Here is a 25,284-nt window from a genome sequence, read left to right on the forward strand (position 1 = left end):
GTCATTCCTTCAACAGTTATGAGATCAATCGGATTAACGTTTGATTTGAGACAATGGATGCTCAGGTGGATAATTCGGAATGGTCGGCTTACCCGCACCTAACATCACACACATCAAGGCATCTTCCTGACCCGGATTGAACAAGCCACGATAAATTCCCGGTGGAATTGAAATCAGGTCACGCTCTTTCAGTCGGGTTTCGAATTTTTCGCCGTTATGTTCAATGAACAGGTCAATTTCGCCACGTAACATGAAAAACACTTCTTCCACATCGTGATGAATGTGCAAAGGCCCTTCGCACTGTGCTGGAAGCACCATGGTTGAAAAGGTAAAGTTTTCAGCTGGAACCGTATTGCCATCATTGACCACACCTGTTGCACCTGTGCCCATATAACGCATTTGTGCACGGCGATATTTCGGGTCGTAATCTGCCTGAAACTTCAAGGCATCGAAATCATATTTACGTGTTTCAAAGCGTGCGATACGGGTATTTAACCAGTCTTGTAAGCTTGTACCTTCAGGTTGTGTCCATGATTCAAATTGTTGAGTAGTCATGTTTTAACTCCTAGGTTTTTGTTCAATAGTTTGATTAATAACGTTTCAATAAAGGAACCAAGAAAAACGATCCGATCACGGCGACGGCTGCCAGGAAAGTAATTCCTAAATTAAAACTGTGGGTTTGCATCACGATGTAACCGATCAGAACAGGTGCAATTGCACTGGCAAAGTTACCCATTCCGTTGAAAATTCCTCCCGCAGTTGCCCCCACATCGGCAGTGGTGACACGGGCAAGTAAGGCGAATACCGCTGCGACACCAAAGCCCCACGCCATTGCACTTAAAGACATGGCCGCGATGACGAGAATTGGGTCAGTCATAATGACCATGACATACATAAAGATGCCTGCCACCAACAGTCCACTGAAGACCTGAACAGCACGGCGGCCTAACTTGTCAGAAAGGAAAGCACCAATCACTTCACCAATCAGCATGGCAATAAATGGCAAGCTGGAATAAATACCAAACTCTTTGAGGTTAAAGCCTTTGTCCTGAATCAAATAAGAAGGCACCCAGCTGTTTAAACCCCACAGATAAGTCATCAAGGCAATATTGAAAATACATACCAGCCAGAAAGCACGGTTTTGCAATAACAGCTTGGTATTGTGAATATGACCTTTGAAATTCAAACGTTTGCTGCTCGATTCCAGTTCAATGGTTTTCTTGAGTTGTAAATTACGCAAACCAAATGCAATGGCCAGTAGTGCAATCACGGTTAAACCCGCCATTACAAAGAAGGTGGTGTGCCAGTCATGCTTCGCAAGCACCGCTGCGGTAATGGGAAAACCCAGAAATGCACCAATCGGTGTTCCTAAAAGGAACATGGTCGAAGCACGTGCCTGCTGGCGGTCGGTATAAGTCTGTTTAACGATGGCATACGCCAGTGCAAACAATGGTCCCTCAGCCAAACCCAGCAAAACCCGCAGGATCAGCATGCCGGTATAGTTGGTGGTAAAGCCCATGCAGAACATCAGGATGCCCCACGAAGCGACGCTCCAGAACAGCATTTTCTTGGGATTAAAAATATCACCGAGGAAACTCAGGAATACCGAGGAAAAACCATAGGCTAAGAGAAAGCTGGTCATCAGCCATCCCAACTTGGCCTTATCTTGTGCAATTCCCATGGCACCTTGAAAGTGCGGGTCGGCAAATAATACGGCAATACTGATTTTGTCGAAGAATGCCAGTACGACACATACCATCAGGACAAAAGCAGGAACCCAATGCTTTAATCCACTTTTCTCTTCATTACTCATACTTCATCCCTTTGATTGAGTCATGAACCGGATTTAATGTTTATGGTTTTAATTTCATGACATTAAATTCAGGGTCTGCTAATAAGTTTGGGTCTAACACGGTATTCGACTGCATCCAGCGCTTTGCCAGTTTGACCAGTTTTGAATCATTAATGGCGATCATGTTGAGTAAACGGTTTTGATCATCCAGATACAGATAGCTGCATTGATCATCTGCGCTTTTTCGAATCACAATCTGCCCGGTTTTTTCAGGTTGATAAGTACCTAAAATCTGAATATTGAAGTGATACTGATCTGACCATAACCAAGGAATATCGCTATATTCGGTTTCAATACCCAGCATTGATTTTGCAGCAGCAATGGCCTGATTCTGTGCATTGGCCCATGACTGGATGCAATAGCCAAGCCCCGGATGAATCGCAACATCACCTGCGGCATAAATATCCTGGTCAGACGTCTGCCCAAAACCATTCACCACAATTCCATCTTTCACGTCCAGACCTGCATTGACGCCCAGCTCTTTGGCAATATCCGCACCGGCACCAACCACCACGCAATCAAACAGCTCACTTGCATTCGGATGATTCACCACTTCAACTTTTTGCTGACCGGCTTCAATCAAATGCAGGTTTTTACTGTCTAAATGAATCTGGGTGCCCTGCTGCTCATGCATATTTTTCAGAAAATCAGAGACATCCGGACTAACACTACGTGCACACAGACGATCGCCATATTCAAAAATATGAACCTCTTTGCCTTGTTTACGTGCGGTCGCTGCAATTTCCAGTCCAATCCAGCCGCCACCAATCACGGCCAGCTTTTGTGAATGCTGCAAGATTTCGGCGAGACGCTCACAATCCTGAACATTGCGTACCGTCACTACATTCGGAATAAACTGCCAGGTATTCACAGGTACACGCGCACGACTGCCTGTGGCGATCAATAATTTGTCATAGGGTAAAACCTGACCATTTTCCAGAATCACCTGCTTCTGCTGGCGATTGACCTGTGTGGCAAGTGCTGGCTTGTGCCATTGAATATTAAAATCCTGCACCTGCTCCGGAGAAAACAGATGTAGGCTTTCATAAGTGGCTTCTTTTGAAAGTACCTGTTTTGACAAGGGCGGGCGTTCATAGAACACACGGTCTTCATTAGAGACCACATGAATTTCACCTGCATAACCATTCTGGCGCAAGGTACTGACGGCCCAACCTGCGGCTTGTCCTGCACCCACAATTACAATTTTTTCCATCGCTTGCACTCCCTGCTCAACCGGACTTAGACAGGTTTGATCTGACGGCGGGTCTGATCATCCAGACCACCTTCAATCGCCCATTCTGTAAAGAGTTCCAGACAATGCTCTTCAACACGTGGCTGCCACTCTTCAGTCAGATAGTCATCATTGGTGTAATACTCAAATGCGCCACCAAGCGGTGAATTGACATACCAGAAGTAAGCTGAAGAAATCGGATGACGTCCCGGGCCAATAAAGGTTGACCAGTCAGAACGGTTCATGTGCAATCCACCACCAATGACTTCATGAATATCACGCACCACAAATGCCACGTGATTGAGTCCAGCCAGTTTATTTGGTACCGAAAGCAAGAACAGGTCATGATGGAAGCCTTTACCGCGACAGCGTAAGAATGCACCACGGTTGCGATAAGCATCGGACAAGAAGAAACCAAGCTTTTCGATATAGAACTGTTCCGTCTTTGCTAAATCAGGAGTAAAAAACACCACATGACCAATTGCGACCGGTTGACCCTTGTCATAAACAGGGCTGGCTGCATTGACACGCTGCACGTTGCCGTACTGGTTAATACCTTCTGTTTTTAATGCAGGTAAATCCTGGGTAAAGCTTTTCTGAAAGCGAATGGTCATGCCATTCGGGTCCAGACACTGCACCATGTCCGCAGTCGCCTGAAAACCGTCTACATCATTTAGACGAAGTGTTAAATTTGCCAAATCCTGTGCCGCATCATCTAGCCCCCAGGTCACTTCACGTAACGTTGAACCTGACTCAATGGCTTTTGGTAAACGCTGGTCATCACAATCAAATAAGTAAATCTTGCTGCCATTTTGAGTCTGGTAAAGATCAGTCCCTTCAATATCCGACTGGCTTTGCTTGAGCCCGAAATCTGCCAAAAATTTATTCGAAGCAGCTCTGTCTTCAACGCCAAACTTTAAAATCTCAATCCCTGTAATCATGAGAGAACTCCTTAATTAAAGACAAAACCGCCATTTACCGGAATATTCTGTCCTGTCACAAACGAGGACAAATCTGACAGTAAATAAAGGGCTGTTCCGTTCAAATCCTGTGGTAATTGCTGACGTTGAATCGCACGGCCATTCACATACAGATCATGGCGTTCTTGCGGCACATAGGCTGTAGCTTCGACCAAAGTCAGACCCGGTGAAAGCGTATTGATACAGATATTGAACGGTCCAAGTTCTCTCGCCATGGAACGGGTCATCGCGGTTAATGCACCTTTGCTCGCCACATAGGCCATCAAATTCGGCGCACCCCATAAAGCGGTATCTGATGCTACATTGATGATTTTGCCTGCATTCGATTGGCTGAGATAAGGCACACATGCCTTTGTGACTAACCACGTGCCTTTAACATTAATGTTCATGACGCGATCCCAAAGATCTGCGTCATAATCCATCATGCTTTTACCGCCAACATTGGTTGCAAGTGCGGCACAATTCACTAAACCATCCATTCCGCCCATGCGCTCAACTGCTTGCTGAACTGCTTGCTGGATCGAGTCGGCATTGGCCAGATCAATACTGACCGCATCAACCTTTAAGCCTTGTGCTTGCAAAGCAGCAGCTTCTTCTTGCACCAGATCAGTCAAGATATCCGCCATGACCACTTGCGCACCGGCTTCCGCGATGGCTTGTGCAAAGTCTCGCCCCAAGCCTCTTGCCGCGCCTGTGACAAGGACTTTTTTGTCCTGCAACAACGCGACATTAACCATGAACTTCTTCCTGCATTTCAATACGGTTCGACGTATTCAATGCTGCAATTTTCTTTAACTGTTTTTCCGCTTCTTTTTTCATTAAGCGGCGTAAACGGGACAGACCAACATCATGTTGATACAGGAATTCGTGTTGACGGGCATTCGGTGCAAGATTTTCTAAAATAATGCGATCCTGTTCCAATACATCCCAGTGCAATTTTTCTAAGTGATTGCGGTAAAGGAAGCGCCACACATTACGTTGCCAGCCACTGACTTTACGGCAACGCCAGAAAAATACACGGGTATTGTTGGCATCAATCGGTGTGGCATAACCCACAATCCAGAACTCGCCGCCTGGACCAAAGTCTTTACGATACGGAATTGAAAGGCGTAACCAGCTTGCACCGGTATTGGCATATTCAACCCAGTCAAAATTCACACCAACCTGACCTTCTTTTTCAAAAATAAAGCCATTTGGCGTTGAACGATGTTTCATTTCCGCCGTACGGTCACCCTCTGCCATTGAGTGTGAGGTGCAATGCAAATAACTGCCGTGCATCGGGTCCATCACATTATCAATCGCATACTGATGATTCACTTTCCAGTCGGCCTGACATAAGAATGAACTCCATTCTTCACTTGCCAGTTGCTCAGGAAAATCCAGCGGCTTAGGTTCTTCATTGGCATCGATACCGAACCACATGAAAATTGCACCATGCTGTTCAATCACAGGATAGCTTTTGACACATGAGGTACCTTTCATTGGACAGTCATGTACCGCAGGCACATCTTCCACCACGCCATCATGACGGACTTCTACACCGTGATACCAGCAAGCAACACGATTGCCCAGATTCCAGCCCAAAGAAAGACGTGCGCCACGATGCGGACAACGGTCTTCCAAGGCATGCACCTGACCTTCTGCATCACGCCAAACCACGATATTTTCACCTAAACGGGTAATACCGACTGGATTTGCAGCCACTTCCCAGCTTGCTAGAACCGGATGCCATTGGTCACGTAAACCTAAATCTAAATACTCTTCTACACTTGGAGTCACTGATACTGCTGCGTTCATCACTATTCTTCCTTGAATTAATAACCTAAACGTTGCATTTCTTCTGAGAACTTTTCAGAAGTCCAAAGCTCACCCGACTCACAACGAAAACCTTGCTGGTTTAAAGACTGGACTAAATCAGTAAGTTCTGTCACACCAGCGGAAAAGGCTTTGATGAGATGTTGCACAAAATCCTGTTCATAGACTGTTGGCTCTTTATAACGCGTTTGCCAAACCAGCAACTCTGCCTGTCCTGGTACCTGAATATTGTTAATCCCTGCTTCGGTTGCTGGCGTGGCATGAATCCAGTTCGCTAGCTTCTCATTAAAAGTTTTCATGAGATTCCATCCTTAAAAATAAACTTATAGTTGAATTTGAACGTCCTGCCCTTCAACCCGTACCGGATAGGTGCACAAATCACGGCATCCCGGCCCACTCTTCAACTCACCTGTCTGGATATCAAAGATCGCCTCATGCAACGGGCATTCCACGGTCTGATCTTCGATAAAGCCTTCGGTTAACAAGGCATAGGCATGGGGGCAAACATTCTCGATAGCAAAATAATTGTCATCGATGAAAAATACGCCAATTTTCTTACCGTCGACTTCAATGGCTTTCGGCTCGTCTTCGGTGATGTCGTCTTGCTGACAAACTGAGATCCAACTCATCCTTGCATCCTCATTTGTTTTATATATAAAACATTATTTGATATAACAAACTTTAGATAAGAATACTCCCATGATGTTTTTTCTGTCAAATTAAATATAGTTATAAAATTCAATATTTTGACTTTTAGAACACATTCTTTTACGTTTTACTAAAAAAATTTTGTTTTATATATAAAAAAATATTTTATAAATCTATTTGCAGTTACAATACAAATCGAAGAAAACGAAATGTACAGTAGTGTGCTTTTTTGATAGGAAAATTGAACAGATGAATTCAAGCATTGAAACAGACTCCCAAGAATCTGATGCAATAAAAAATGAAGAACGCTATTTAGTCCCTGGCTTAGTGCGTGGTTTGGCAATCTTGCAAGCATTTAACCAGCAAACCCAAGAAATGACGATTACCGAAATTGCCGAAATTCTGGATGTTAACCGTTCCAGCGCTTTTCGCCTGATCTATACGCTGGAGTCTTGTGGCTTTTTACGCAAAGCCTCACAGAAAACCTATGCTTTGGACTCAAAGGTCATGGAACTTGGCTTTAACAGCTTAGCCAGACAGTCCTTACTGGATTTAGCCACACCATTAATGAAAGAGCTGCGTGATCAAACCCAGCTTGCAGTGCATCTTTCAATTCTGGAAGGTACACATATTGTTTTTATCAACAATATTCAGTCCAATGGCACATTTACCAGCAATATCGGTCTGGGCACACGCTGGCCTGCACATGCAACCGTGATTGGGCAAATGCTATTGGCAGATTTAACTGAAGCCGAAATTAAAGAGCGTTATAAAGGTTTTAATCAATGGGACACTTTTTCTGAACTTACCCCGAAAAATCTCAAAGAGCTGTTACAGCGTCTCCATTTTGTAAAGACACAACGTTCTATGGTGAGTTGGGGCCACTATAACCATGATATGGCTGCTTGCGCTACGCCGATTTATAAACAATCCACCAGTAAAATGGCTGCTGTTTTATCCGTGAGTTGTCCGCTTGGCAGTTATGATGAACAGTATTTTAGAAATGAAGTTGCCGAAGCGGTTATTCAGACTGCAGACAAGATTTCTAAATTTATTTACTAATATAAAAAGCAGCTTTCGCTGCTTTTCTTTTAACTCTGAATTGCCAAGTTCTGGTTTTGGCTTAAAGATCTGCTTCCAATTTATTTTTTAAACGTTTATCCATGCGCTGAAACAATGGTCGGGACAGATTCATCATCCAGGTCGGTACGGTATTTAACAGTGCATTGGCCACCAGCCCGGTCTTGCTGCTAACACGATAGGATTTTTCAGTAATCGCTTTCACAATCCATCCTGCTGCCGTTGCTGTATCCAGCATTTTCATATGTTTATAAATTGCTGTTTTAGAAGACATCGGTGTTCTAACCATCGGAAAATACACAATGCTGACATCAATTCCTTTGTCCTTAAGCTCCATTGACAAAGAGCGGGAAAAAGATTCTAGCGCGGATTTACTGGCCAGATAGGCCGAAAACAAAGGAATGGGAACTTGCGTTGACATGGTCGAAATATTCACAATATGCCCTGCACCATGTTCCAGAAAATGCGGCAATATATGCAGGGTCATATTCACCGCAGCAAAATAATTAATCTGCATGGTGCGTTCATAATCATGTAAACGATCAATTGACTCGAGTATAGGACGTCGGATTGATCGCGCTGCATTATTGACCAGTACATCAATCTTTTGATGCTCGGCTAAAATCAAGGTGACGCAGGTTTTTAACTGCACTGGATCGGTAATATCGGCCGGATAAATAAAGACCTGCCCCGATTGCGCCTGAATCGCCTTTTGAATACGTTGTAATTCTTCAGCACGCCGTGCAATAAGGCAAACTTTTGCACCTGCTTGTGCCAGTTGAATTGCCGCTTCTTCACCAATTCCACTGGAAGAACCAGTAATTATAATTGTCTTATTGCTGAGATCCATTATTTTCCCTTCCTATTGGAGGTTGAATACCTGTTGATTGGCTGTGTATTCTGCGATATAGAACCTGAATCAGTTTTTGCCAGAGAATGCGACTGTTCCAATAGAGAATATACCTAAATATCACCTGTGCTTACGATGATCATTAAGGCTTGTATTGATCAATTTTTGTTGCAACTTGTTTTAGACCACGTGTAGCAGACCACTTGAGCTGGGCCAAAACCAATGTTGCCAGTAAAGGGATTTTGCTTTGTAACCAGATGCTATAGTTCAGATAGGTAACACCTTCTTTCTCTTCAAATTCCAGACGACCCAAATGAAAAGAAAACATAGGATTTTTTAACATTTGATATTCAATCAACTGATTAGGAATAATTTTGGTAATCTCTTCCTGAATAAACCGAACAGGTCCTAGCCCCATTCTTCTTATTGAGCCCACCCCATCTTTATTCTCTGAATCTTCAGCAATTTTTACCACCACGGAATTGAGTGGCCATAGAATCGTATTAAATATTCGATGTCTGCAAAAAATTGGAAAAACCAGATCTAAAGGTGCATCTATCTGTTGCTTCATCTCAATATATTTCGGCATCGTTGTCTCTGCAATCACACGTAAAAATTCTAGACATAACGCATTCTTTTCTTAAACAAAGTGAGGTCTAAAGCAGAGAATCAGGCCATATCGTTTACATGTGGACAGCTCGGCAGCATAGAACTTTGATGTCCCTGCAAATTTTGAATAAGAAAAGGGCTATGTACTCAATTTTAGAACGTCAATAAAAATATAGCTTGACTCTATATTTTATGATTTAACTATTCGTGCCAATCCATTTAAAAACAGTTGATTTTAAATAAAAAAATTAGCACTCACAGACACCAAACATATTATAGACAAAATATACCGGTGCATCTTCCGGATAGACATCGGTATCGTTAACCACAAATAAAAGATTATTACTCAATATAATTAAAGAGTGCCCATTCCGGCTCAAGACCACACCTTTATCTATCTCTTGTTTGTTTAATCGATGTATATCATTATTAAGTTTTATAAAATAAACTTTTCTTCCCACTTTGATATCACTTGCACAGATCTTTTTATAGAGTCCACATTTCTTACAAACCCACTTTTTCATTATCCAACTCAAAAAAAATAAAATTATAATAATAAAAAAAATAGGCTCCAATTAAACAGAACAAACACTAATACTTAACATTATCTGCTTTTAACAGCTCCAATTAGATATCAAAACAAATTAATCAAAAAAAATAAACAGAATGGGTCATATATAGAAACAAATAGAAAAATCTAGTAGAAATAATCTATTCTTCAAAATATCCCATGTATCAGCTTCATATGCACAACGAAAAAGAAAACACACTAAACACAATCATAGCGTTTATTAAACAGTTAATGTATTTAAAAAGATCCAGTTACACTGAAGTAGAAGTTTTTTTCAATCCTGATTTTAATTATCTCACCAAAGGTGAACCACAAAGTAAAAACATGATTTTTAATTTTCTAGATGATTTTAACAATGATCAGTATCAATATGAGATCGAAAAAATAAAAACCTTACAGCAAACAGTGTATTTGGTTTATTTAAAGTGTACGAATCGAAGTCGGAATAATATGGAAATAAATACCATGATGGGCACAAATCGAATTCTGCTGATTATTGAACAGCTTGGAACAGCCTACTACATAGCTGAAGCTATTGATTTTAAAAATAATGAAACGAACCTGATTTATGCTGTTCTGGAAAAATTTAGCCAAAGATAGATGTCGACTTGAGCATATCCACACGCAACAAGAAGCCTTGGAAAAGGCTTCTTGTTATCAGAAATTAACGAGTGCTTGCTGCTGTTTTGGTTTTCAGACTGGCATTTACACCAAGTTTTGCATTCGCACCAGAATGATTCTGGCTGTGTGCAGAAGCCTTTGTCTGACTATTCATTTGTGATTTTAAGCGTGCCTGGGTATTCGATTTAAGTTTTTTGATCTTGTGCTTTTGAATGCTGACTTTTTTGTTCAGATTTGCTTGTGTATCCGAACTCACTTTTCCAGCAGCCTTAGCTGTACCAGCGCCATATTCTTTGGCTTTACCAACTGCCTGCTCACTTTGATGAATGGCATTTGAACTGGTCTGATTGACGGTATTCACAGCCTGTTGCGCATGCTGCGAGCCCGCTTGCACTGTGGTGTGCGCTGCATTTTGTACTGTCTGAGCGGCGTTAACTGCACCGTTAGCCGAACCATTGGCATTAACATTCACTTGGGCTGAACCATTGACGGAACCTTGTGCATTTTTTATCACGTTCCCTGTTTGATGAACAATTCCAGTTCCATGATTGATTGCGGTACCTAGCGTTTTTTGAGCCACACCCGCACCAGCATTCACTGTTTTTTGACCGGTATTTTTTACTGCACCAGCAACACCATTTACCAAATGACCAGTATCAACATTTGCCTGAGCTGAGCCATTCACGTGTGCACCGGCGGTCTGAGCAAAAGCCGAGACGGAAACAATCATGCTGCTTGTTACGATAGCGGTTTTGATCAATTTTTTCATTTCAGTTTCCTTCAAATTTAGACCATAAGAGAGACTTACGGAAACTGCATCATAGCGACTCAAAAAAAGGAAAATAGATATTTCATTAAAACTTTACAGCTCAAACACAGGGCGTAAAACACTGGGGAGAAATGATGGATTATACAATCCAAATTTGAAAGTGATTCAATCTCAGGACATATTATCAATTCAAAACAGCAAGACTAGAATAAAAAAAATTTTTTAACTTTTTTGCTCTCTTTTGGCTGATATGATCCGTTATGAAAGAACAGACATTAATGATTCACAGTAACTATCTCAATATTCTCCTTGACACTGCTTCGGAATTTCGCATTTCAAAACAGGATCTTATAAAAAAAAGCCAACTTCCCTTATCTTTTTTTCATGAACAACATATTCCAGAAAAAATTAAATTTAGTGACTGGATCAAGATCATTTCCTCTTTACTTGAACTGGTCCCGGGCACAGGCATTGGTTACAGGTTTGGTTTGAATTGCCGTGTCACCTCACATGAAACATTAGGCTTTGCCATGCTTTCAAATGATACGCTAGGCAATGTAATTCTAGATCTACAAAAATATTTCAATATCCGTCTGCATAAGATGGAACTAAATATACATAATAAAAATGATAAATTAATCATAACCATACATCCTCTTTATCAACTTGCCAAGGAAATGGAGTTAGAAAAACAAGAAGCTGTTAGCCAGTTCTTAGCAGAAGCAGCAATTGTCAACATGATCACCAATCTTAAAGAAATTACGGATTATGAAATTTCTGGTTTGCAGGTCCAAGTCAAGTGGGGGAAAAAACACTATCATTCTGGATTTGAAAAACGGCTCCCCCCATTTAAATTCAATCAGGAAAAAAACCAGATCATTTTTGATCTTAAATGCATGGATTTACCGCTTAAATTCAGTTCCAAATCGGCATATATTTTTGCCATTCATCATGTCAAGGAAGAATATTTAATTTCTCAAGATCAGGAAAATCAGATTGTTTCTCTGGTCAACAAAAATATCCGACTGGTGCCACATGAGGGCTTTCCGACACTCACCGATACAGCCAGAAAACTGCGGGTTTCTGAAAGAGTGCTCAAGAGAGAACTGATGCTTGCCAATACCAGCTTTTCTTCATTGATTCAGACCAAAAAATTTGCGCTAACCAAGCAACTGATTTCTTCCAATAAAAGTATTCAGGAAATCTCGGATATCCTTGGCTATAGCCATATCAATGCTTTTTCCAGAGCATTTAGGGGCTGGACTGGTAAAAATCCCAGAGATTATATCCGCGAGCAAAAAAGTAGCCTAGGATATGCACGTCCATTACATTAATCTATATCAACTTTTAGGCTGTGGGAGCTGGTTTAAAATATTAGGGGCCAATACTTCAAATTTTTTAATCAGGAAATCAAGAAAGAAGCGGATTCTTGGTGCAATATATTTGTTCTTATGCATAACCGCATAGATTCCAGCTTCCTGAATTATGCCTTGCGTCAGAATTGCTTGCAGTTCTCCATTTTTCAGATCAGAGGCGACGTCCCAGATAATTTTCCGTGTAATACCATGCCCCGCCAGTGCCCACATTCTGGCCTGAACACTATCATTGGTTTCCCAAGCAGTCTCCATATTGACCGTATACTTTAAGTTTTGCTGATCAAAATTAAAATAATATTCATTCAAGGGGCCATTTTCTGTCGTCAGCACAATGAATTTATGTTTGACCAGATCCGAAGGACGTTCAGGTCTTCCATATTTTTCCAGATAGGCAGGTGACGCGCAAAGTACTCGCCAGTTGGGTGCCAGATAACGTGCCACCAGCAAGTCATTGTCGGGTAAGCCAAATCTGATCGCAATATCGATATCGTCATGGATCAGATTCGAATTTGAATCGGTCAAAGTCAAGGCAATACTGAGATCCGGATAAATTGCACTAAACTCTTCAATCCAGTGACTAATTAAATTACGCCCTAAATCGACTGAGGCCGAAATCCGGATCTTTCCTTTGACAGCAGATTGTTTATCCTGCAAGGCCATCTCGGCATCATCAATGGCTTGTAAGGCAATTTTACAATATCTTAAAAAAACCTGCCCTTCATCGGTTAGCCTTAAGCTACGGGTTGTCCGATCAAATAACTTGGCCTCAAGTGACGATTCCAGCTTGATCAGTCTGGCACTGGCAGCTGCAGGAGAAATACCCATCTTACGCCCAGCCGCAGACAGACTTTTTAATTCGGTTGCCTCTACAAAGAGCCGCATATCACCTAAACGATCAGTTGCCATTTTAAACTTAGATTAGAAAGTTACTCAATGAATAGAGACATTATCAAATCGAACTGAATCAATCAAACTAATATCAACCAATATTTGTATTTGATTTATGAAACAACAAACCGAATGCCTCATGCCTACTGCCGATACAATAGCAAGCCCGGAACGGCTTCCTTTACTACAATTACTGGCATTGACCTTAGCCAGTTTTCTGGCCACAGCCAATGAAACTATTCCCGCAGGTTTACTGGACCAGATTGCGACAGGTTTCGTGACCAGTGAAGCCTGGGCTGGCCAAATCGTAACCCTTTGCGCATTAGATGCAGGAATCGCAGCAATTCCGTTGACGGTGCTGACCAAAAAATACCCGCAGCGTAATCTATTACTGATCAGCTTGATCACCTTTTCAGTGTGTAATCTGCTCACAGCCTTATCTACTCATTTCATTTTTGTTTTGTGCTTACGCTTTATTATCGGCCTGGCAACAGGACTGGCATGGAGCATTCTGGCAACCTATGCACGCAGTATGGCACCTCCTCATTTACAGGGCCGTGCCTTGGCCATTGCCATGTTGGGGATTCCTTTGGCTCTGGCCTTAGGCGTACCGCTTAGTGCCTGGTTAAGTGCTTTTATTGGTTGGCGTAATATCTTTATTATTTTATCCATGACTGCACTCTTGTTGACAGTATGGGTATTTTTTAGAGTTCCGAATTATCACAAAAACACCAGTCAGCGTTATGTCACATTAAAAACCGTGTTTACCATGCCCGGCGTACGCCCGATTTTATTTCTGGTCATGGCCTGGATTCTTTCGCATTATCTGCTCTATACCTATATCACCCCATTACTTACAGATCTTGGCTTAAAAACGCAGATTGATTTCATCCTACTGGTGTTTGGGCTATCGACCTTACTGGGCATCTGGCTGATTGGTTTGCTGGTTGATCAACATCTAAAAAAGCTGATCTTTATTAGTCTTACTACATTCTTAATCATTTCAGTTTTACTCAGTCTCAGTTTCAACCATCTTGGTTTAATGCTTTTTACTGTATTTACTGTAATTTGGGGACTAAGCTTTAGTGGTGCACCTACCCTCTTACAAACTGTTTTAGCCAATGCTGCTCGCGAAAATGCAGATATCGCCCAGTCATTATTGGTCACGGTATTTAACCTCTCATTTGCCTGTAGTGGAATTATTGGCGGGATTTTATTAGAAACGCTAGGCACTCATTACTTTCCTTTTTTAATTACATTTACCCTTGCAGTCGCACTCGAAGTCTTATTTATTTATAAGAAAATAATTTTTTAATTCGTTGGGGGATTTTTTCAATCCCCCTTAATTTTTTCAGCTTATCTTCAATGTTAGCTTAAAGTTAATATTTGCAGAGTATTGTTTATTGATTCACTTATTCTTAATAAATATCTTAAACAGATTACTCAAGCACAGGAGGTTTATTTAAATACCACCCTATACTCTATAACATTCAATATATTATAAAAATGTATAGAGTTTTAAATCTTATAAAACCTAGATCAATATTTAAAAGCTATGGAAATGCCGTATAGATTTACGTAAGGAATAAAAATATGAAATTGATGAAGACCGGAATTATTTTAGGAACATTATTTATGACAAGTCATACTTTTGCTCAATATGATTGTAAAAGTCTGGGTTTAAAAGACTGTCCATCGCCTGTAGATGCACAATTACCTCCCGCACATGATATGCTCTCCTGGACAGCAGCAGACAGAATCATTGGTTTCAGAAATACCTATCGTTTATATGATGGCAGTGTTTTTCGTCCTGATCCCAAGCATATTCTTGCTCTTCCGAAAAGCGATTTGTACATTAAAGAAAATACGATCAGCTATAGCGTAAATAACAAGAAATATAACCTCAATGCTTATCTGAAAAATCAGAATGTAACCGGTCTGATTATTTTAAAAGACGGCAAAATTGCCTTGGAATATTATGGTCATGGCAACACCCCGAGCACCTTATGGACGTCGCGCTCAATTGGTAAGTCTGTGGTTTCAACTTTAATCGGTATCGCCATTAAACAGGGTAAAATTCATTCCATTGATGATCCGATTATCAAATATCTTCCTGATTTACAAGGAACCGCATGGCAACATGTAACCTTGAAGCAACTCCTGAAACATGCCTCTGGAGTAGAATGGAATGAAGACTATACCGACCCAGACTCCGATTTTGCACATATGACTTATTGTGAAGCTCAAGCACAGCCTGATCCATGTGTCTATCAGCTAGTCAAAAATGTAAAAGCAAAACATAAACCTGGCGAAGTCTGGTCTTATAATACCGGCGGTGCATGGCTGGTCGGTAAAGTACTGGAAGCTGCGACTGGACAAAATATTGCTACCTATTTACAGGACAATCTATGGAAAAAAGCAGGCATGGAACGTGAAGGTGTATGGCACTCCTATCAACGTAATGTAACGGACATGGGAGGCCATGGCTTCAATGCCACCTTAAGGGATTACGCAAGATTTGCACTTTTTGTTTCCCAGGAAGGAAGCTGGTCTAATGGAGAAAAACTGCTTCCGGATCAATGGCTCACAGATTTAAGCCACTGGACTCAAGCCCGTAATTCGGTCACGCCTGAATATCCTAAAGGTCAATACGGCTATCAATGGTGGAATTATCATCCAACCTCAGGCACCCCCTTAAGCTCGAAAAATATGGATGCGACCTTCTGGGGACGCGGTATATTCGGGCAACGCATGGCGATTAATCCTAAAAATAATATTGTGATGGTGCAATGGAGTGCCTGGGATTCCGCCCGTCCATCGGCTGAAATTGAAAATGAAAATGCCCTGTTCTTTAATGCTGTAACGAATTATCTGAATCAGTAGAGTCTCAGGACAATACTGGCACTTCAGGTCAGTATTGTTCCCGCTTTAAAGCATAGTCCGTTAAAATTCAGTTGAGCGATCGGGTTATATTTCTAAAACAGGTTTTTTGCGAAAGCTGTATCCGCTTTTCAATAAGAAACAATCCAGCTACCCAAGCCTGTCATTAAGTCTATACAATTGTTTTCATTATTTTAATCTAGATGTGCGCATGAAAATAGAAGAAGAACTGACCCTGAAAAAAATTCAGATTTTTTTAGCGTTTATGCGCCATGGCAACTTGTCAAAAACTGCTGATGAAATGCAAATCAGTAATGTCAGTGTGCATAAGGCCCTGCATTCACTGGAAAGTTCTCTGGGTTGTCCTTTATTTAAAAATGAAGGACGAAACCTGATCCCCCTGAAAAGTGCCTACGTGTTACAGGAGCATTCGCAACAACTGGTCCAGGACCTGCTCAATGCTGTCAATAAAACCCGTGAAGCGGCAGGCTTTGCTGCAAAAATTTTAAAACTGGGTTCACTCTATTCCTTGACGGTCAATACTATTCCTAATGTTATTAGCGGGTTGAAATTAAGGCGAGGCGAACTGGACATCCAGTTGCTGCTCAGCTCAAATCTGGATCTGGTCAAGAAACTGAAATCGACCGAACTGGATGCCATCATTGTGGCGCTAAATGACACCACCAGCGATGCAGATTTTGAAAAACTGCCGATGTTTCAGGACAATATTTATTTGGCTGTCAATAAAAACTCTGCATTGGCGACCTTGGACAATATCGACCTGAGCAGCTTGAAAGACGAAAAATTTTTAACGCTTTCACAAGGCTTTGCAACGCGCAATGATTCGGACATTTTGTTTGAAAAGGCTGGCATCGATCCTAAAGTGTTTTTACAAGTCAGTGATATTTTTACCTTGATCAGTATGGTCAGCACGGGTGTAGGCTTGGCCCTGTTGCCGGGGCGTATCTCAACAATTTATGAAAGCTCGGTCAAACTTATTCCACTACAGGCCCCTTATCAGATCAAACAGGAAATTGGTCTGGTGTTTCTTAAAAGTAAAGAGCGCGATCCAAATCTGCTGGCCCTGATCGCCGAGTGCCGTATGTTTGCAAGACAATATTTCTAATCATTCAGCCGTTTAATATTATTATTCCCTGCCCCCAGTTTATTCATTTTTATATAAAAAAATAGAACCTTAGCCGAATAAGACAAGGTTCTATTTTGCTTCTATTGCTATCAATCCAGATGCATCACTACAGTTCTAGTGGTTTTCTTCTTTCGGGTCACAATCAGTCCACAAATTACCACACCTATGGTGACACTCAAGGATAAGGTGGTTTCATAACTATACTGCGGTGAAAAAAACATATAAGCCAATACACTCAGGATAATGAGGATCACGAACCAGGTTAACCAAGGAAATAACCACATTTTAAATGGCACTTCCACGCCAGCTTTCTCCAGTTTTGTTCTTAGGCGTAGTTGTGAAAATGCAATCACCAGATAGACCAGTAAGGCAATTGAACCGGTACTGGAGAGTAACAACCCGAACACCTTGCCTGGAAATGCATAATTGATGACACAACAAATGAGGCCAATAAATGTTGAGGAGAACACCGCAACTGCAGGCACACCCGCGTAATTGATATGGGTAACTTTGCTCGGTGCTTCATGACGGGTACCTAAACGGAATAACATACGCGAGGAGGTATAGATCGCCGCATTCATACAGCTTGCGACTGCAATAAATACGACTGCATCAATAATAAGTTTAGTTCCGGGAACATTCAGGCTCATCAGGACATACTGGAAAGTGCCATACTTTTGCAAGTCTGGTGAGCGCCAGTCGACCAAGGCGACCGCAATAAACATCGAGACCACAAAGAATAGGATAATACGGTACAGCACCAGATTGGTGGCCCGTCTTATTTTCTGTTGCGGATTAGATGATTCTGCTGCTGCAATCGACACAATCTCCACACCGAAAAATGAAAATGCCGTAATCAGGATTGCGGCTAAAATGCCGCCAACGCCATGTGGCATGAATCCCGAATTGTTGTATAAATTGGCAACACCGCTGACATTTTGTGCTAAAGGCCAGAACCCGGAAATCGCCAATATACCAATGATAATAAATCCAATAATGGCAACCACTTTGATTAAAGAGAACCAGAACTCAAATTCACCAAAACTTTTGGTACTGAAAAAGTTGGCCAGACTCAAAAAAACGATAAAACAGAAGGCATAAGTGGAAACCGAAAAATAAGGAAACCATGAATATAAAATTTGCGCACCCGCAATCGCTTCGACAGGAATCGCCAATACCCAGAACCACCAATATAACCAGCCAATCGTAAATCCTGCCCAGGGACCTATCGCCTTACGTGCATAAGTTGAAAATGAACCGGTATCGGGTTCCAATACCGCCATTTCTCCGAGCATACGCATCACCAGAAACACCATGATGCTGGTGGTCAGGTAGGCCAGAATCACTGCAGGGCCTGCCTTGGCAATCGCAGCCGATGAACCGACAAATAAACCTGCACCAATCACACCGCCGATACTAATCATTGTAATGTGGCGATTTGAAAGTCCTTCGCCTAATTTTTTTGTTTTAACGCTATCCATATTTTATTCCTTAAAATAATTTGGGTTAGTTCACGACATGTTTTAATTCCTATCCAAAGAAAAAGGGAAAACTCAAGTTTTCCCTTGATGCAAAAATTAATTTAAAGTTGGCATCGCGAACTGTTTGGCTTCACGGACTTGCGCAGAAGGCCAGCGTTGGGTAATGGTTTTGCGACGGGTATAGAAACGCACGCCATCCGGGCCATAGGCATGCAGATCACCAAATAATGAACGCTTCCAGCCACCAAAGCTATGATAGGCCACCGGCACGGGTAAAGGCACATTGATCCCGACCATACCGACCTGGATATGACTGCTAAAATAACGGGCGGCTTCACCATCACGGGTATAGATACAGGTCCCGTTACCATATTCATGCTCATTGATCAGTTGCATGGCTTGCTGCATGGTATCTACCCGCATCACTTGCAATACGGGCCCAAAAATTTCCTGTTGATAGCTGGTCATCTTCGGGGTGACCTGATCAATCAAGGTCGGCCCGACAAAGAAACCATTTTCATAACCGGCAGGTTTGGCATCACGACCATCGACCACAATTTTGGCACCTTGCTGTTCTGCACTCTGAATATAGGCTTGCACCTTATCTTTATGGGCTTGCGTGATCAAGGGGCCAAAATCATTATTGCTATCGGCATAATGCCCGAATTTCAGTTTCTGCATTTCTTGGGTCAGCTTCTCAATCACAATATCTGCAATTTCATCACCAATCGCCACGGCGACTGAAAGCGCCATACAACGCTCGCCGGAAGAACCAAAGGCAGCACCTAATAATGAAGTTACCACATTATCAATATCTGCATCGGGCATAATAATGGCATGGTTTTTTGCACCGCCCAAGGCCTGACAACGCTTGCCTGCTGCGGTAGCTGTACGATAGATATATTCAGCAATAGGGGTTGAACCGACAAAACTGACCGCCTGAATTTTTGGATGGTGCAATAACGCATCGACCGCTTCTTTATCGCCATTGACGACATTAAATACTCCATCGGGTAGGCCCGCCTGTTTTAGTAATACAGCCAGGAATAAGACAACTGACGGCGCTTTTTCTGAAGGCTTTAATACAAAACAGTTACCACAGACCAGCGCCATCGGGAACATCCACAACGCCACCATTGCTGGGAAATTAAATGGGGTAATGCCTGCAACTACACCTAAAGGCTGAAATTCACTCCACGAGTCGATATCTGGCCCGACATTTTTTGAATATTCACCTTTGAGTAGCTCTGGTGCACCACAGGCGTATTCCACATTTTCAATGCCGCGTTGCAGTTCCCCTTTCGCGTCATGGGAAATCTTGCCATGCTCTTGTCCAATCAATTCACAGATTTTTTCAGCATTTTCTTCCAGTAACTGTTTGAACTTAAACATCACGCGCGCACGCTTGATCACTGGCGTGTCACGCCATGCCGGAAAGGCCTGCTCTGCCACGTGAACTACGTCATTGACCGTTTGAGAATCTGCAATTTCAACCACTTTACTGATTTCACCCGTTGCCGGATTATAAACAGGCTGTCTTTTGGCAGACTTGGATACCACCTTTCCATTAATAAAATGTCCAAGCACCTGCGTTGCCTGTGCTGCTTGACCGTCATGGCTTTGCGTCGTTTCACTTGAAAAATGTTCTAAGTTATTCATCTCTTATTCCTTGTATGGGATCATGTCTTCCGATTGATGTGCTTTTGAGTTAAAAATTAAATTTATTTCACCTGATAAAGGGCATCGCCAACCGCATTCATCAATCTTGATAATTGCGCCTCGGTGCTATTAAACATTGGGCCAAACTGCAAGGTATCTCCGCCAAAACGGACAAAGAAACCGGCTTTCCAAAGTTTCATTCCAAGTTCAAAACCTCGGATCGTGGCATCACCATCGCGTGGCGCCAGTTGTACAGCACCAATCAGTCCACAATTACGGATATCCAGAATATGTGGTGCACCTTTTAATTCATGTAGGAGTGTTTCAAAGCCTGGTGCCAATGCCGCAGATTGCGCCAATAAATTCTGTTTTTCCAATACATCCAGTGTGGCTAGAGCTGCTGCACAGGCGACCGGATGTGCGGAATAGGTATAACCATGCGTGAACTCAACCGCATGCTCAGGTAAATCTTGCTGCATGAACGCGTCATAGATGTCATGACTTGCCACAACACCACCGAGTGGAATTGCACCATTGGTAATCTGTTTGGCAAAATTCAGAATATCGGGGGCGACACCAAAATACTCGGCTGCGGTCCATTTCCCCATACGACCAAAGCCGGTGATGACCTCATCAAAAATCAACAGGATATCGTGCTGGTCACAGATTTCTCGAAGTCGTTTTAAATAACCTGTGGGTGGCACAATACAGCCTGCAGATCCTGATACAGGTTCAATAATGACTGCCGCAATATTGGATGCATCATGTAACTCGATCAGCTTGAGCAGTTCATCTGCCAGCTCAACCCCGCCTGTTTCAGCACAGCCTTTAGTAAAGCTTAAATCGGGCTGCAAGGTATGGGGCAAATGATCCACATCCATCAACTGACCAAACATTTTACGGTTGCCGCCGATCCCGCCAAGGCTGGTTCCTGCGACATTGACGCCGTGGTAACCACGCGCACGGCCAATCAGTTTGGCCTTGCTGGGTTTCCCCTTAATCCGCCAATAGGCACGCGCCATCTTGATTGCAGTATCAGCTGATTCCGATCCAGAATCCGTAAAAAATACATGTTGTAATTTTTCAGGCATGTGCTGAATAATTTTTTCTGCCAGTTGAAACGACAAGGGATGCCCGAACTGGAAGCCAGGAGAATAATCCAGTTTTGATAACTGCTGACTCACCGCCTGCTGGATTTCCGGCAAAGTATGCCCCGCCCCACAGGTCCATAACCCTGACAAGGAGTCATAGACTTCACGGCCTGTGCTATCCACTAAATAGGCGCCTTTCGCTCCCACAATGATACGTGGGTCTTTATGGAAGTTACGGTTGGCAGAAAATGGCATCCAGTGTGCTTGATAATTGAGGTTCATCTGGGCACTTGGCGATGTTGCTTCCAATGCTTCATCACGGTCATTTGCGGTATCGATATCAAACATAATCACTCTTCTTGTTTTGTGGTTATCTCTGGAGTGTACAGAGCCAAATAGTTTTGATAAATTCAAATTGTCTTGAGTTTAGATATAAAAAAGCAAAACTAAATGAAACCGAAAAAATTAAATCAAGTGACTGATTTTGATATAAAACTTCTTAAAATATTTAAAACGGTTTGTGACTGCCATAGTTTTAGTTCCGCTGAAAGTATTCTTGGGATTAGTCGCTCAGCCATCAGTCTACACATGAGTGATCTGGAAAATCGCTTGGGTATCCGGCTGTGTCAACGCGGACGTGCAGGCTTTGCCCTCACTGACGAAGGACGGGAAATTTTGGAATATATCGAAGTTCTAACGGCTTCGATTGAAGACTTCCGTGCCAAAATCAATCAGATGCACAACCAGCTCAAGGGAGAATTTAATATCGGGATTATTAATAATCTGGTGACCATGCCCAGTCTGTATATCACCAATACGCTGGCCCAACTTGCGGAAGAAAATGCTGAAGTGGTAATTAATATCAGTATGAGCACCCTTTCCGATATCGAATGTCGGGTACTGGACAACCGTTTACACGCGGGCGTGATTCCTCTGGTGACGCCCTTGTCTGGACTGGATTATTTGCATTTATATGAAGAAAAATCATTTCTGTATTGCGGCAAAAATCATCCTTTGTTTAATCATCTGGATGAAATCAAATCAAAGGATCTGAATAACTGGCAAGCGGTGCTGCCGAATTATGCGATAACCGCAGAAGCATCGAAACTACATCAACTTCTGGACTGTTCAGCCACTGCCAGTGACCGTGAAGGCATTGCTTTTATGATCCTGACCGGGAAATTTCTTGGCTTCCTGCCCGATCACTATGCCAAGAAATGGGTCGATGATGGTTTTATGCAACCGGTTCTGCAACAGGTCATCCATCATAGCACCCCGATTTGCCTGATTACCCATAAAGGCAAAAATTACAATATGGTGTTAAAAGCATTTATGGATATCCTGAAGCAAAAAATTATGCCCGCAGCGCCATCAGCTTCCTGACCAAACTTGCATCCTTCATCGATACTCACCAACAGCTTGGTTGAAGAATATCAATGAAGGATCAATCCTTAATAATCATTTCTCAGATGTATTAAAAATCATAAGTTGCCATCATGTTGACGCGATTATCAATCCCGTTACGGCCGTCAAAGGTTTCTCGCTCGCCATAGACATATTCCACGCCCAAGGTGATGGGCTTGTAAGGGTTGTACATCGCATTGATCCAGCCCTGCCATAATTCTTTATTCTGGGTGAGATTGCTTTTCTGGATTTCAGCAAAGCGATTGTCATCCTTGGCCTTCATATAGCCATAACCTAAAGTGGAGCGCAGCTGGGAATTAAACTGATGGGTGATGCCCGCAGAAATCGTATCGAACTCGTTGCTCTGAATATTATTTTGATCATCAATCACATAACTATTATTGGCCCAGAGCAGAAAGCGACCATCCCCTTTGACATGGTAATAATCGGCTTTTAATAAGGTTTGCGGGCTCAATTGATATTTGCCCCCTAGCCCGACACCCCATGCCAATTGCTTGTCGGTACTGGTTTTTTTCTCAGCCATAAACGTTCGGCCTGACAGTAGCGAGCCATTGTCAAATTTATGATTTAGGCGTCCCACCAAGGCTGGCATACGCATTTCATTGTCCGGATCTGAAGTTGCAGTATATTTTGGATCTTCAATCGCGACCGCAAAACTGGTGTTTGCCGAGAGCTTATCGCTATAGCGCAGCATCGGCGAACGTTGCAAGGCACCGCCAACAAAAGTTCCGGCATCCACCGTTTCCGGATAGTATTCAGGTGCAATAAACGTTGACCAGGTCTGACCGATCAGCCACTGATCCAAAGTGATATACGCATGACGGATACGGAATTGATCCCGCGTTGCACCCCCAAAGAAATCCATTTCCAGCTTACCGCCCACCTCGCCAGCGTCACTTGGTGTTTTAAAGTTTAGCCCCAGACGCGTAACATTGACGGTTGAGTGTAAACGGTCTTTTTGCTGCGCTTCCTCTGCCGTGTGTTCCAGTGGTACAGCACTGATATTGTTATACATGGTCGAAGCACCTTTGGCCTGATAAGAGGCATCGGCACGGATATAACCATATAAATTGACCTCTGCACCGCCTTTACTCAGGTTCAGCTTAGAGGCTGTTGTCTCGGTTGCTTGGGGTGAAGCCGTCACAGCCACTGGAGTGGCAGGTTGTACGGGTGCTTTTTGCTGCACATATTGCTGCAACATCGCCCTTAATTGTTGTACTTCCTGTCGGAGTTGCGCAATTTCAGCCTGATCCGTTGCTGCATAAACAGGTGACATCACCGTTATAACCGACAGTGCCAACAGGCTTTTTTGTACCGTTAAAATAAACTTATCCATTTAAATCAATTTCCTTGTTCGCAGATCTTCACAACCTTTTAAGATCATTGTTTATTTGTGTTTTTCCTTTGCCTGAAAGGCAATTTCACAGCACATTTTTTATTTTAAAAATCAACACCATTTGATTTATTTGGTTTTTACCTCCTCTGTTTTAATCCTTGCGAGGTCTTTCTATTCTTAAATGGCAACAGCAAGCGAAAGCCGAATTGTCCAAACATGACAATCGCCACTGATCAGCTTAATTCTTCTGTGCAATCAGCCCCTGATAGGCCAAGGTCTGGCTAAAAACATGGACATTGCCCAAACCAGCATGACTAAGCAGGTGCTGATAATCCGTTAAAGACAGCGTGTAAAAATCCTGTCCTAAACGTTCCATCATCGCCTGACTCTGCGCTACGCTCAGTCCATTGGCTTGACATAACAGTGGCAAGGCTTTCATTTGCAAAGAATCTTCACAGCACATCAAATCATAGGTCAATAAAATGCCACTGCTTTTTAAACGCTTTGCGATTTCGGAAAAGAAAACGGGCTTGATCGCATGCGCAATAAAATGAGCAACGAGAATACAAAGTACGGCATCAAACCTTTGCAGTTCGGATAAACAAGTTGTCTCTCCATGTACAAAGTTAACGCGAGCTTGCTGCCCGATTGCCTGAATTTGCGCTTGAGCCTTTTGCAGCATGGCGAGAGAAGGATCAACAGCGGTAAAAGACCAGCTCGGATGCTTATTCAGTAGATATTCAAGCTCATAGCCTGTGCCGCAACCCACCAACAGAATATGCGCATCAGGTCTCAAACTGGCCTGTAAAATGGCATCGACTTGCTGATGCATCAGTTCGTAGCCCGGAATCAGACAACGAATATGCTGGTCATAACGCTCCACCACTTTCTGGCTATTAAAATCTTTGGCCATTTCATCCCCTGTTTTTTAGTCACGTGACACTCAGCAATCGCTAAAATCCTGAGTGATCCCAG

General features: G+C 42.6%; 25 protein-coding genes. 7 read left to right on the top strand and 18 right to left on the bottom strand.

The features are described 5' to 3' along the window. Window positions 1–33: 33 nt before the first annotated feature. Genes JO943_RS13480 through JO943_RS13515 form a run of 8 tightly spaced genes read right to left on the bottom strand, consistent with a single transcriptional unit; the run spans window position 34 to window position 6,507 of the window. Window positions 34–555 carry a cupin domain-containing protein gene (locus tag JO943_RS13480; RefSeq protein ID WP_005231167.1) on the bottom strand — a complete coding sequence of 174 codons (522 nt, stop codon included), beginning with the start codon at window positions 553–555 and terminating at the stop codon, window positions 34–36. Between the two features lie 34 nt (window positions 556–589). After that, a complete protein-coding gene (locus JO943_RS13485; RefSeq protein WP_005231168.1) occupies window positions 590–1,813 on the bottom strand; it encodes an MFS transporter in 1,224 nt (407 codons plus the stop codon). 40 nt (window positions 1,814–1,853) lie between these two features. After that, the gene (locus tag JO943_RS13490; protein ID WP_005231170.1) at window positions 1,854–3,065 is read right to left on the bottom strand and encodes an NAD(P)/FAD-dependent oxidoreductase; all 1,212 of its coding nucleotides are present in this window, start codon (window positions 3,063–3,065) and stop codon (window positions 1,854–1,856) included. Between the two features lie 26 nt (window positions 3,066–3,091). Beyond that, entirely contained in the window at window positions 3,092–4,024 is a 933-nt protein-coding gene (locus JO943_RS13495) for a VOC family protein (RefSeq protein WP_202741058.1), read from the bottom strand. A gap of 11 nt (window positions 4,025–4,035) precedes the next feature. After that, window positions 4,036–4,800, bottom strand: a complete 765-nt coding sequence (locus JO943_RS13500; RefSeq protein WP_202741059.1) for an SDR family oxidoreductase — start codon at window positions 4,798–4,800, stop codon at window positions 4,036–4,038. Beyond that, window positions 4,793–5,860: an aromatic ring-hydroxylating oxygenase subunit alpha gene (locus JO943_RS13505; protein WP_005231177.1), complete on the bottom strand. Its 1,068-nt coding sequence runs from the start codon at window positions 5,858–5,860 to the stop codon at window positions 4,793–4,795. Before JO943_RS13505 ends, JO943_RS13500 begins: the two co-directional genes overlap by 8 nt. Before the next feature lie 17 nt (window positions 5,861–5,877). Further along, window positions 5,878–6,177, bottom strand: a complete 300-nt coding sequence (locus JO943_RS13510) for a recombinase-like helix-turn-helix domain-containing protein (RefSeq protein WP_005231179.1) — start codon at window positions 6,175–6,177, stop codon at window positions 5,878–5,880. A 24-nt stretch (window positions 6,178–6,201) separates the two neighbouring features. Beyond that, complete coding sequence (locus JO943_RS13515; RefSeq protein ID WP_005231180.1) at window positions 6,202–6,507, bottom strand: non-heme iron oxygenase ferredoxin subunit; 306 nt, start codon at window positions 6,505–6,507, stop codon at window positions 6,202–6,204. Between the two features lie 268 nt (window positions 6,508–6,775). Between JO943_RS13515 and JO943_RS13520 the strand changes: the two genes are divergently transcribed. Continuing rightward, window positions 6,776–7,588, top strand: coding sequence for an IclR family transcriptional regulator (locus JO943_RS13520; protein ID WP_202741060.1), 813 nt, complete (start codon window positions 6,776–6,778; stop codon window positions 7,586–7,588). 61 nt (window positions 7,589–7,649) lie between these two features. On the opposite strand, the gene JO943_RS13525 is transcribed toward JO943_RS13520, so the two are convergent. The 3 genes from JO943_RS13525 to JO943_RS13535 all read right to left on the bottom strand — a co-directional run bounded on the left by JO943_RS13525 (window position 7,650) and on the right by JO943_RS13535 (window position 9,589). Continuing rightward, entirely contained in the window at window positions 7,650–8,456 is an 807-nt protein-coding gene (locus JO943_RS13525; RefSeq protein WP_202741061.1) for an SDR family NAD(P)-dependent oxidoreductase, read from the bottom strand. Window positions 8,457–8,598: 142 nt separating this feature from the next. After that, window positions 8,599–9,045, bottom strand: coding sequence for an SRPBCC family protein (locus JO943_RS13530; protein ID WP_005231183.1), 447 nt, complete (start codon window positions 9,043–9,045; stop codon window positions 8,599–8,601). Between the two features lie 268 nt (window positions 9,046–9,313). Continuing rightward, the gene (locus tag JO943_RS13535; RefSeq protein WP_005231184.1) at window positions 9,314–9,589 is read right to left on the bottom strand and encodes a hypothetical protein; all 276 of its coding nucleotides are present in this window, start codon (window positions 9,587–9,589) and stop codon (window positions 9,314–9,316) included. A 221-nt stretch (window positions 9,590–9,810) separates the two neighbouring features. Here JO943_RS13535 and JO943_RS13540 point away from each other — a divergent pair, with 221 nt between their 5' ends. Beyond that, on the top strand, window positions 9,811–10,236 hold the full coding sequence (locus JO943_RS13540) for a hypothetical protein (RefSeq protein WP_202741062.1): 426 nt from the start codon (window positions 9,811–9,813) through the stop codon (window positions 10,234–10,236). 64 nt (window positions 10,237–10,300) lie between these two features. On the opposite strand, the gene JO943_RS13545 is transcribed toward JO943_RS13540, so the two are convergent. Then, window positions 10,301–11,026, bottom strand: coding sequence for a hypothetical protein (locus JO943_RS13545; protein ID WP_202741063.1), 726 nt, complete (start codon window positions 11,024–11,026; stop codon window positions 10,301–10,303). Window positions 11,027–11,286: 260 nt separating this feature from the next. Between JO943_RS13545 and JO943_RS13550 the strand changes: the two genes are divergently transcribed. Further along, window positions 11,287–12,360, top strand: coding sequence for an AraC family transcriptional regulator (locus JO943_RS13550; protein WP_005231188.1), 1,074 nt, complete (start codon window positions 11,287–11,289; stop codon window positions 12,358–12,360). Window positions 12,361–12,366: 6 nt separating this feature from the next. Here the strand turns inward: JO943_RS13550 and JO943_RS13555 are convergent, their stop codons facing one another. Then, window positions 12,367–13,308, bottom strand: a complete 942-nt coding sequence (locus JO943_RS13555) for a LysR family transcriptional regulator (protein ID WP_005231190.1) — start codon at window positions 13,306–13,308, stop codon at window positions 12,367–12,369. A gap of 97 nt (window positions 13,309–13,405) precedes the next feature. Here JO943_RS13555 and JO943_RS13560 point away from each other — a divergent pair, with 97 nt between their 5' ends. The 3 genes from JO943_RS13560 (at window position 13,406) to JO943_RS13570 (ending at window position 17,296) form a co-directional block, all read left to right on the top strand. Continuing rightward, window positions 13,406–14,605, top strand: a complete 1,200-nt coding sequence (locus tag JO943_RS13560; RefSeq protein WP_202741064.1) for an MFS transporter — start codon at window positions 13,406–13,408, stop codon at window positions 14,603–14,605. 278 nt (window positions 14,606–14,883) lie between these two features. Further along, complete coding sequence (locus JO943_RS13565) at window positions 14,884–16,173, top strand: serine hydrolase domain-containing protein (RefSeq protein ID WP_202741065.1); 1,290 nt, start codon at window positions 14,884–14,886, stop codon at window positions 16,171–16,173. 208 nt (window positions 16,174–16,381) lie between these two features. Further along, a complete protein-coding gene (locus JO943_RS13570; RefSeq protein ID WP_202741066.1) occupies window positions 16,382–17,296 on the top strand; it encodes a LysR family transcriptional regulator in 915 nt (304 codons plus the stop codon). 110 nt (window positions 17,297–17,406) lie between these two features. On the opposite strand, the gene JO943_RS13575 is transcribed toward JO943_RS13570, so the two are convergent. The 3 genes from JO943_RS13575 to JO943_RS13585 form a co-directional block, all read right to left on the bottom strand. Beyond that, the gene (locus JO943_RS13575) at window positions 17,407–18,798 is read right to left on the bottom strand and encodes an amino acid permease (RefSeq protein WP_005231194.1); all 1,392 of its coding nucleotides are present in this window, start codon (window positions 18,796–18,798) and stop codon (window positions 17,407–17,409) included. Window positions 18,799–18,894: 96 nt separating this feature from the next. After that, window positions 18,895–20,457, bottom strand: a complete 1,563-nt coding sequence (locus JO943_RS13580; protein ID WP_202741067.1) for a CoA-acylating methylmalonate-semialdehyde dehydrogenase — start codon at window positions 20,455–20,457, stop codon at window positions 18,895–18,897. 62 nt (window positions 20,458–20,519) lie between these two features. Continuing rightward, on the bottom strand, window positions 20,520–21,902 hold the full coding sequence (locus tag JO943_RS13585; protein ID WP_202741068.1) for an aspartate aminotransferase family protein: 1,383 nt from the start codon (window positions 21,900–21,902) through the stop codon (window positions 20,520–20,522). A 96-nt stretch (window positions 21,903–21,998) separates the two neighbouring features. On the opposite strand from JO943_RS13585, the gene JO943_RS13590 reads away from it, so the two are divergent. Further along, window positions 21,999–22,931, top strand: a complete 933-nt coding sequence (locus tag JO943_RS13590; protein WP_032873972.1) for a LysR family transcriptional regulator — start codon at window positions 21,999–22,001, stop codon at window positions 22,929–22,931. Window positions 22,932–23,022: 91 nt separating this feature from the next. On the opposite strand, the gene JO943_RS13595 is transcribed toward JO943_RS13590, so the two are convergent. Both JO943_RS13595 and JO943_RS13600 read right to left on the bottom strand, forming a co-directional pair. Continuing rightward, window positions 23,023–24,309: a DcaP family trimeric outer membrane transporter gene (locus tag JO943_RS13595; protein WP_202741069.1), complete on the bottom strand. Its 1,287-nt coding sequence runs from the start codon at window positions 24,307–24,309 to the stop codon at window positions 23,023–23,025. Between the two features lie 238 nt (window positions 24,310–24,547). Then, a complete protein-coding gene (locus JO943_RS13600; protein ID WP_202741070.1) occupies window positions 24,548–25,222 on the bottom strand; it encodes a class I SAM-dependent methyltransferase in 675 nt (224 codons plus the stop codon). Window positions 25,223–25,284: the final 62 nt, after the last annotated feature.

The organism is Acinetobacter sp. 'aerobic (ED)', from assembly GCF_904886855.1.
In the GTDB taxonomy this organism is placed as follows: domain Bacteria; phylum Pseudomonadota; class Gammaproteobacteria; order Pseudomonadales; family Moraxellaceae; genus Acinetobacter; species Acinetobacter courvalinii.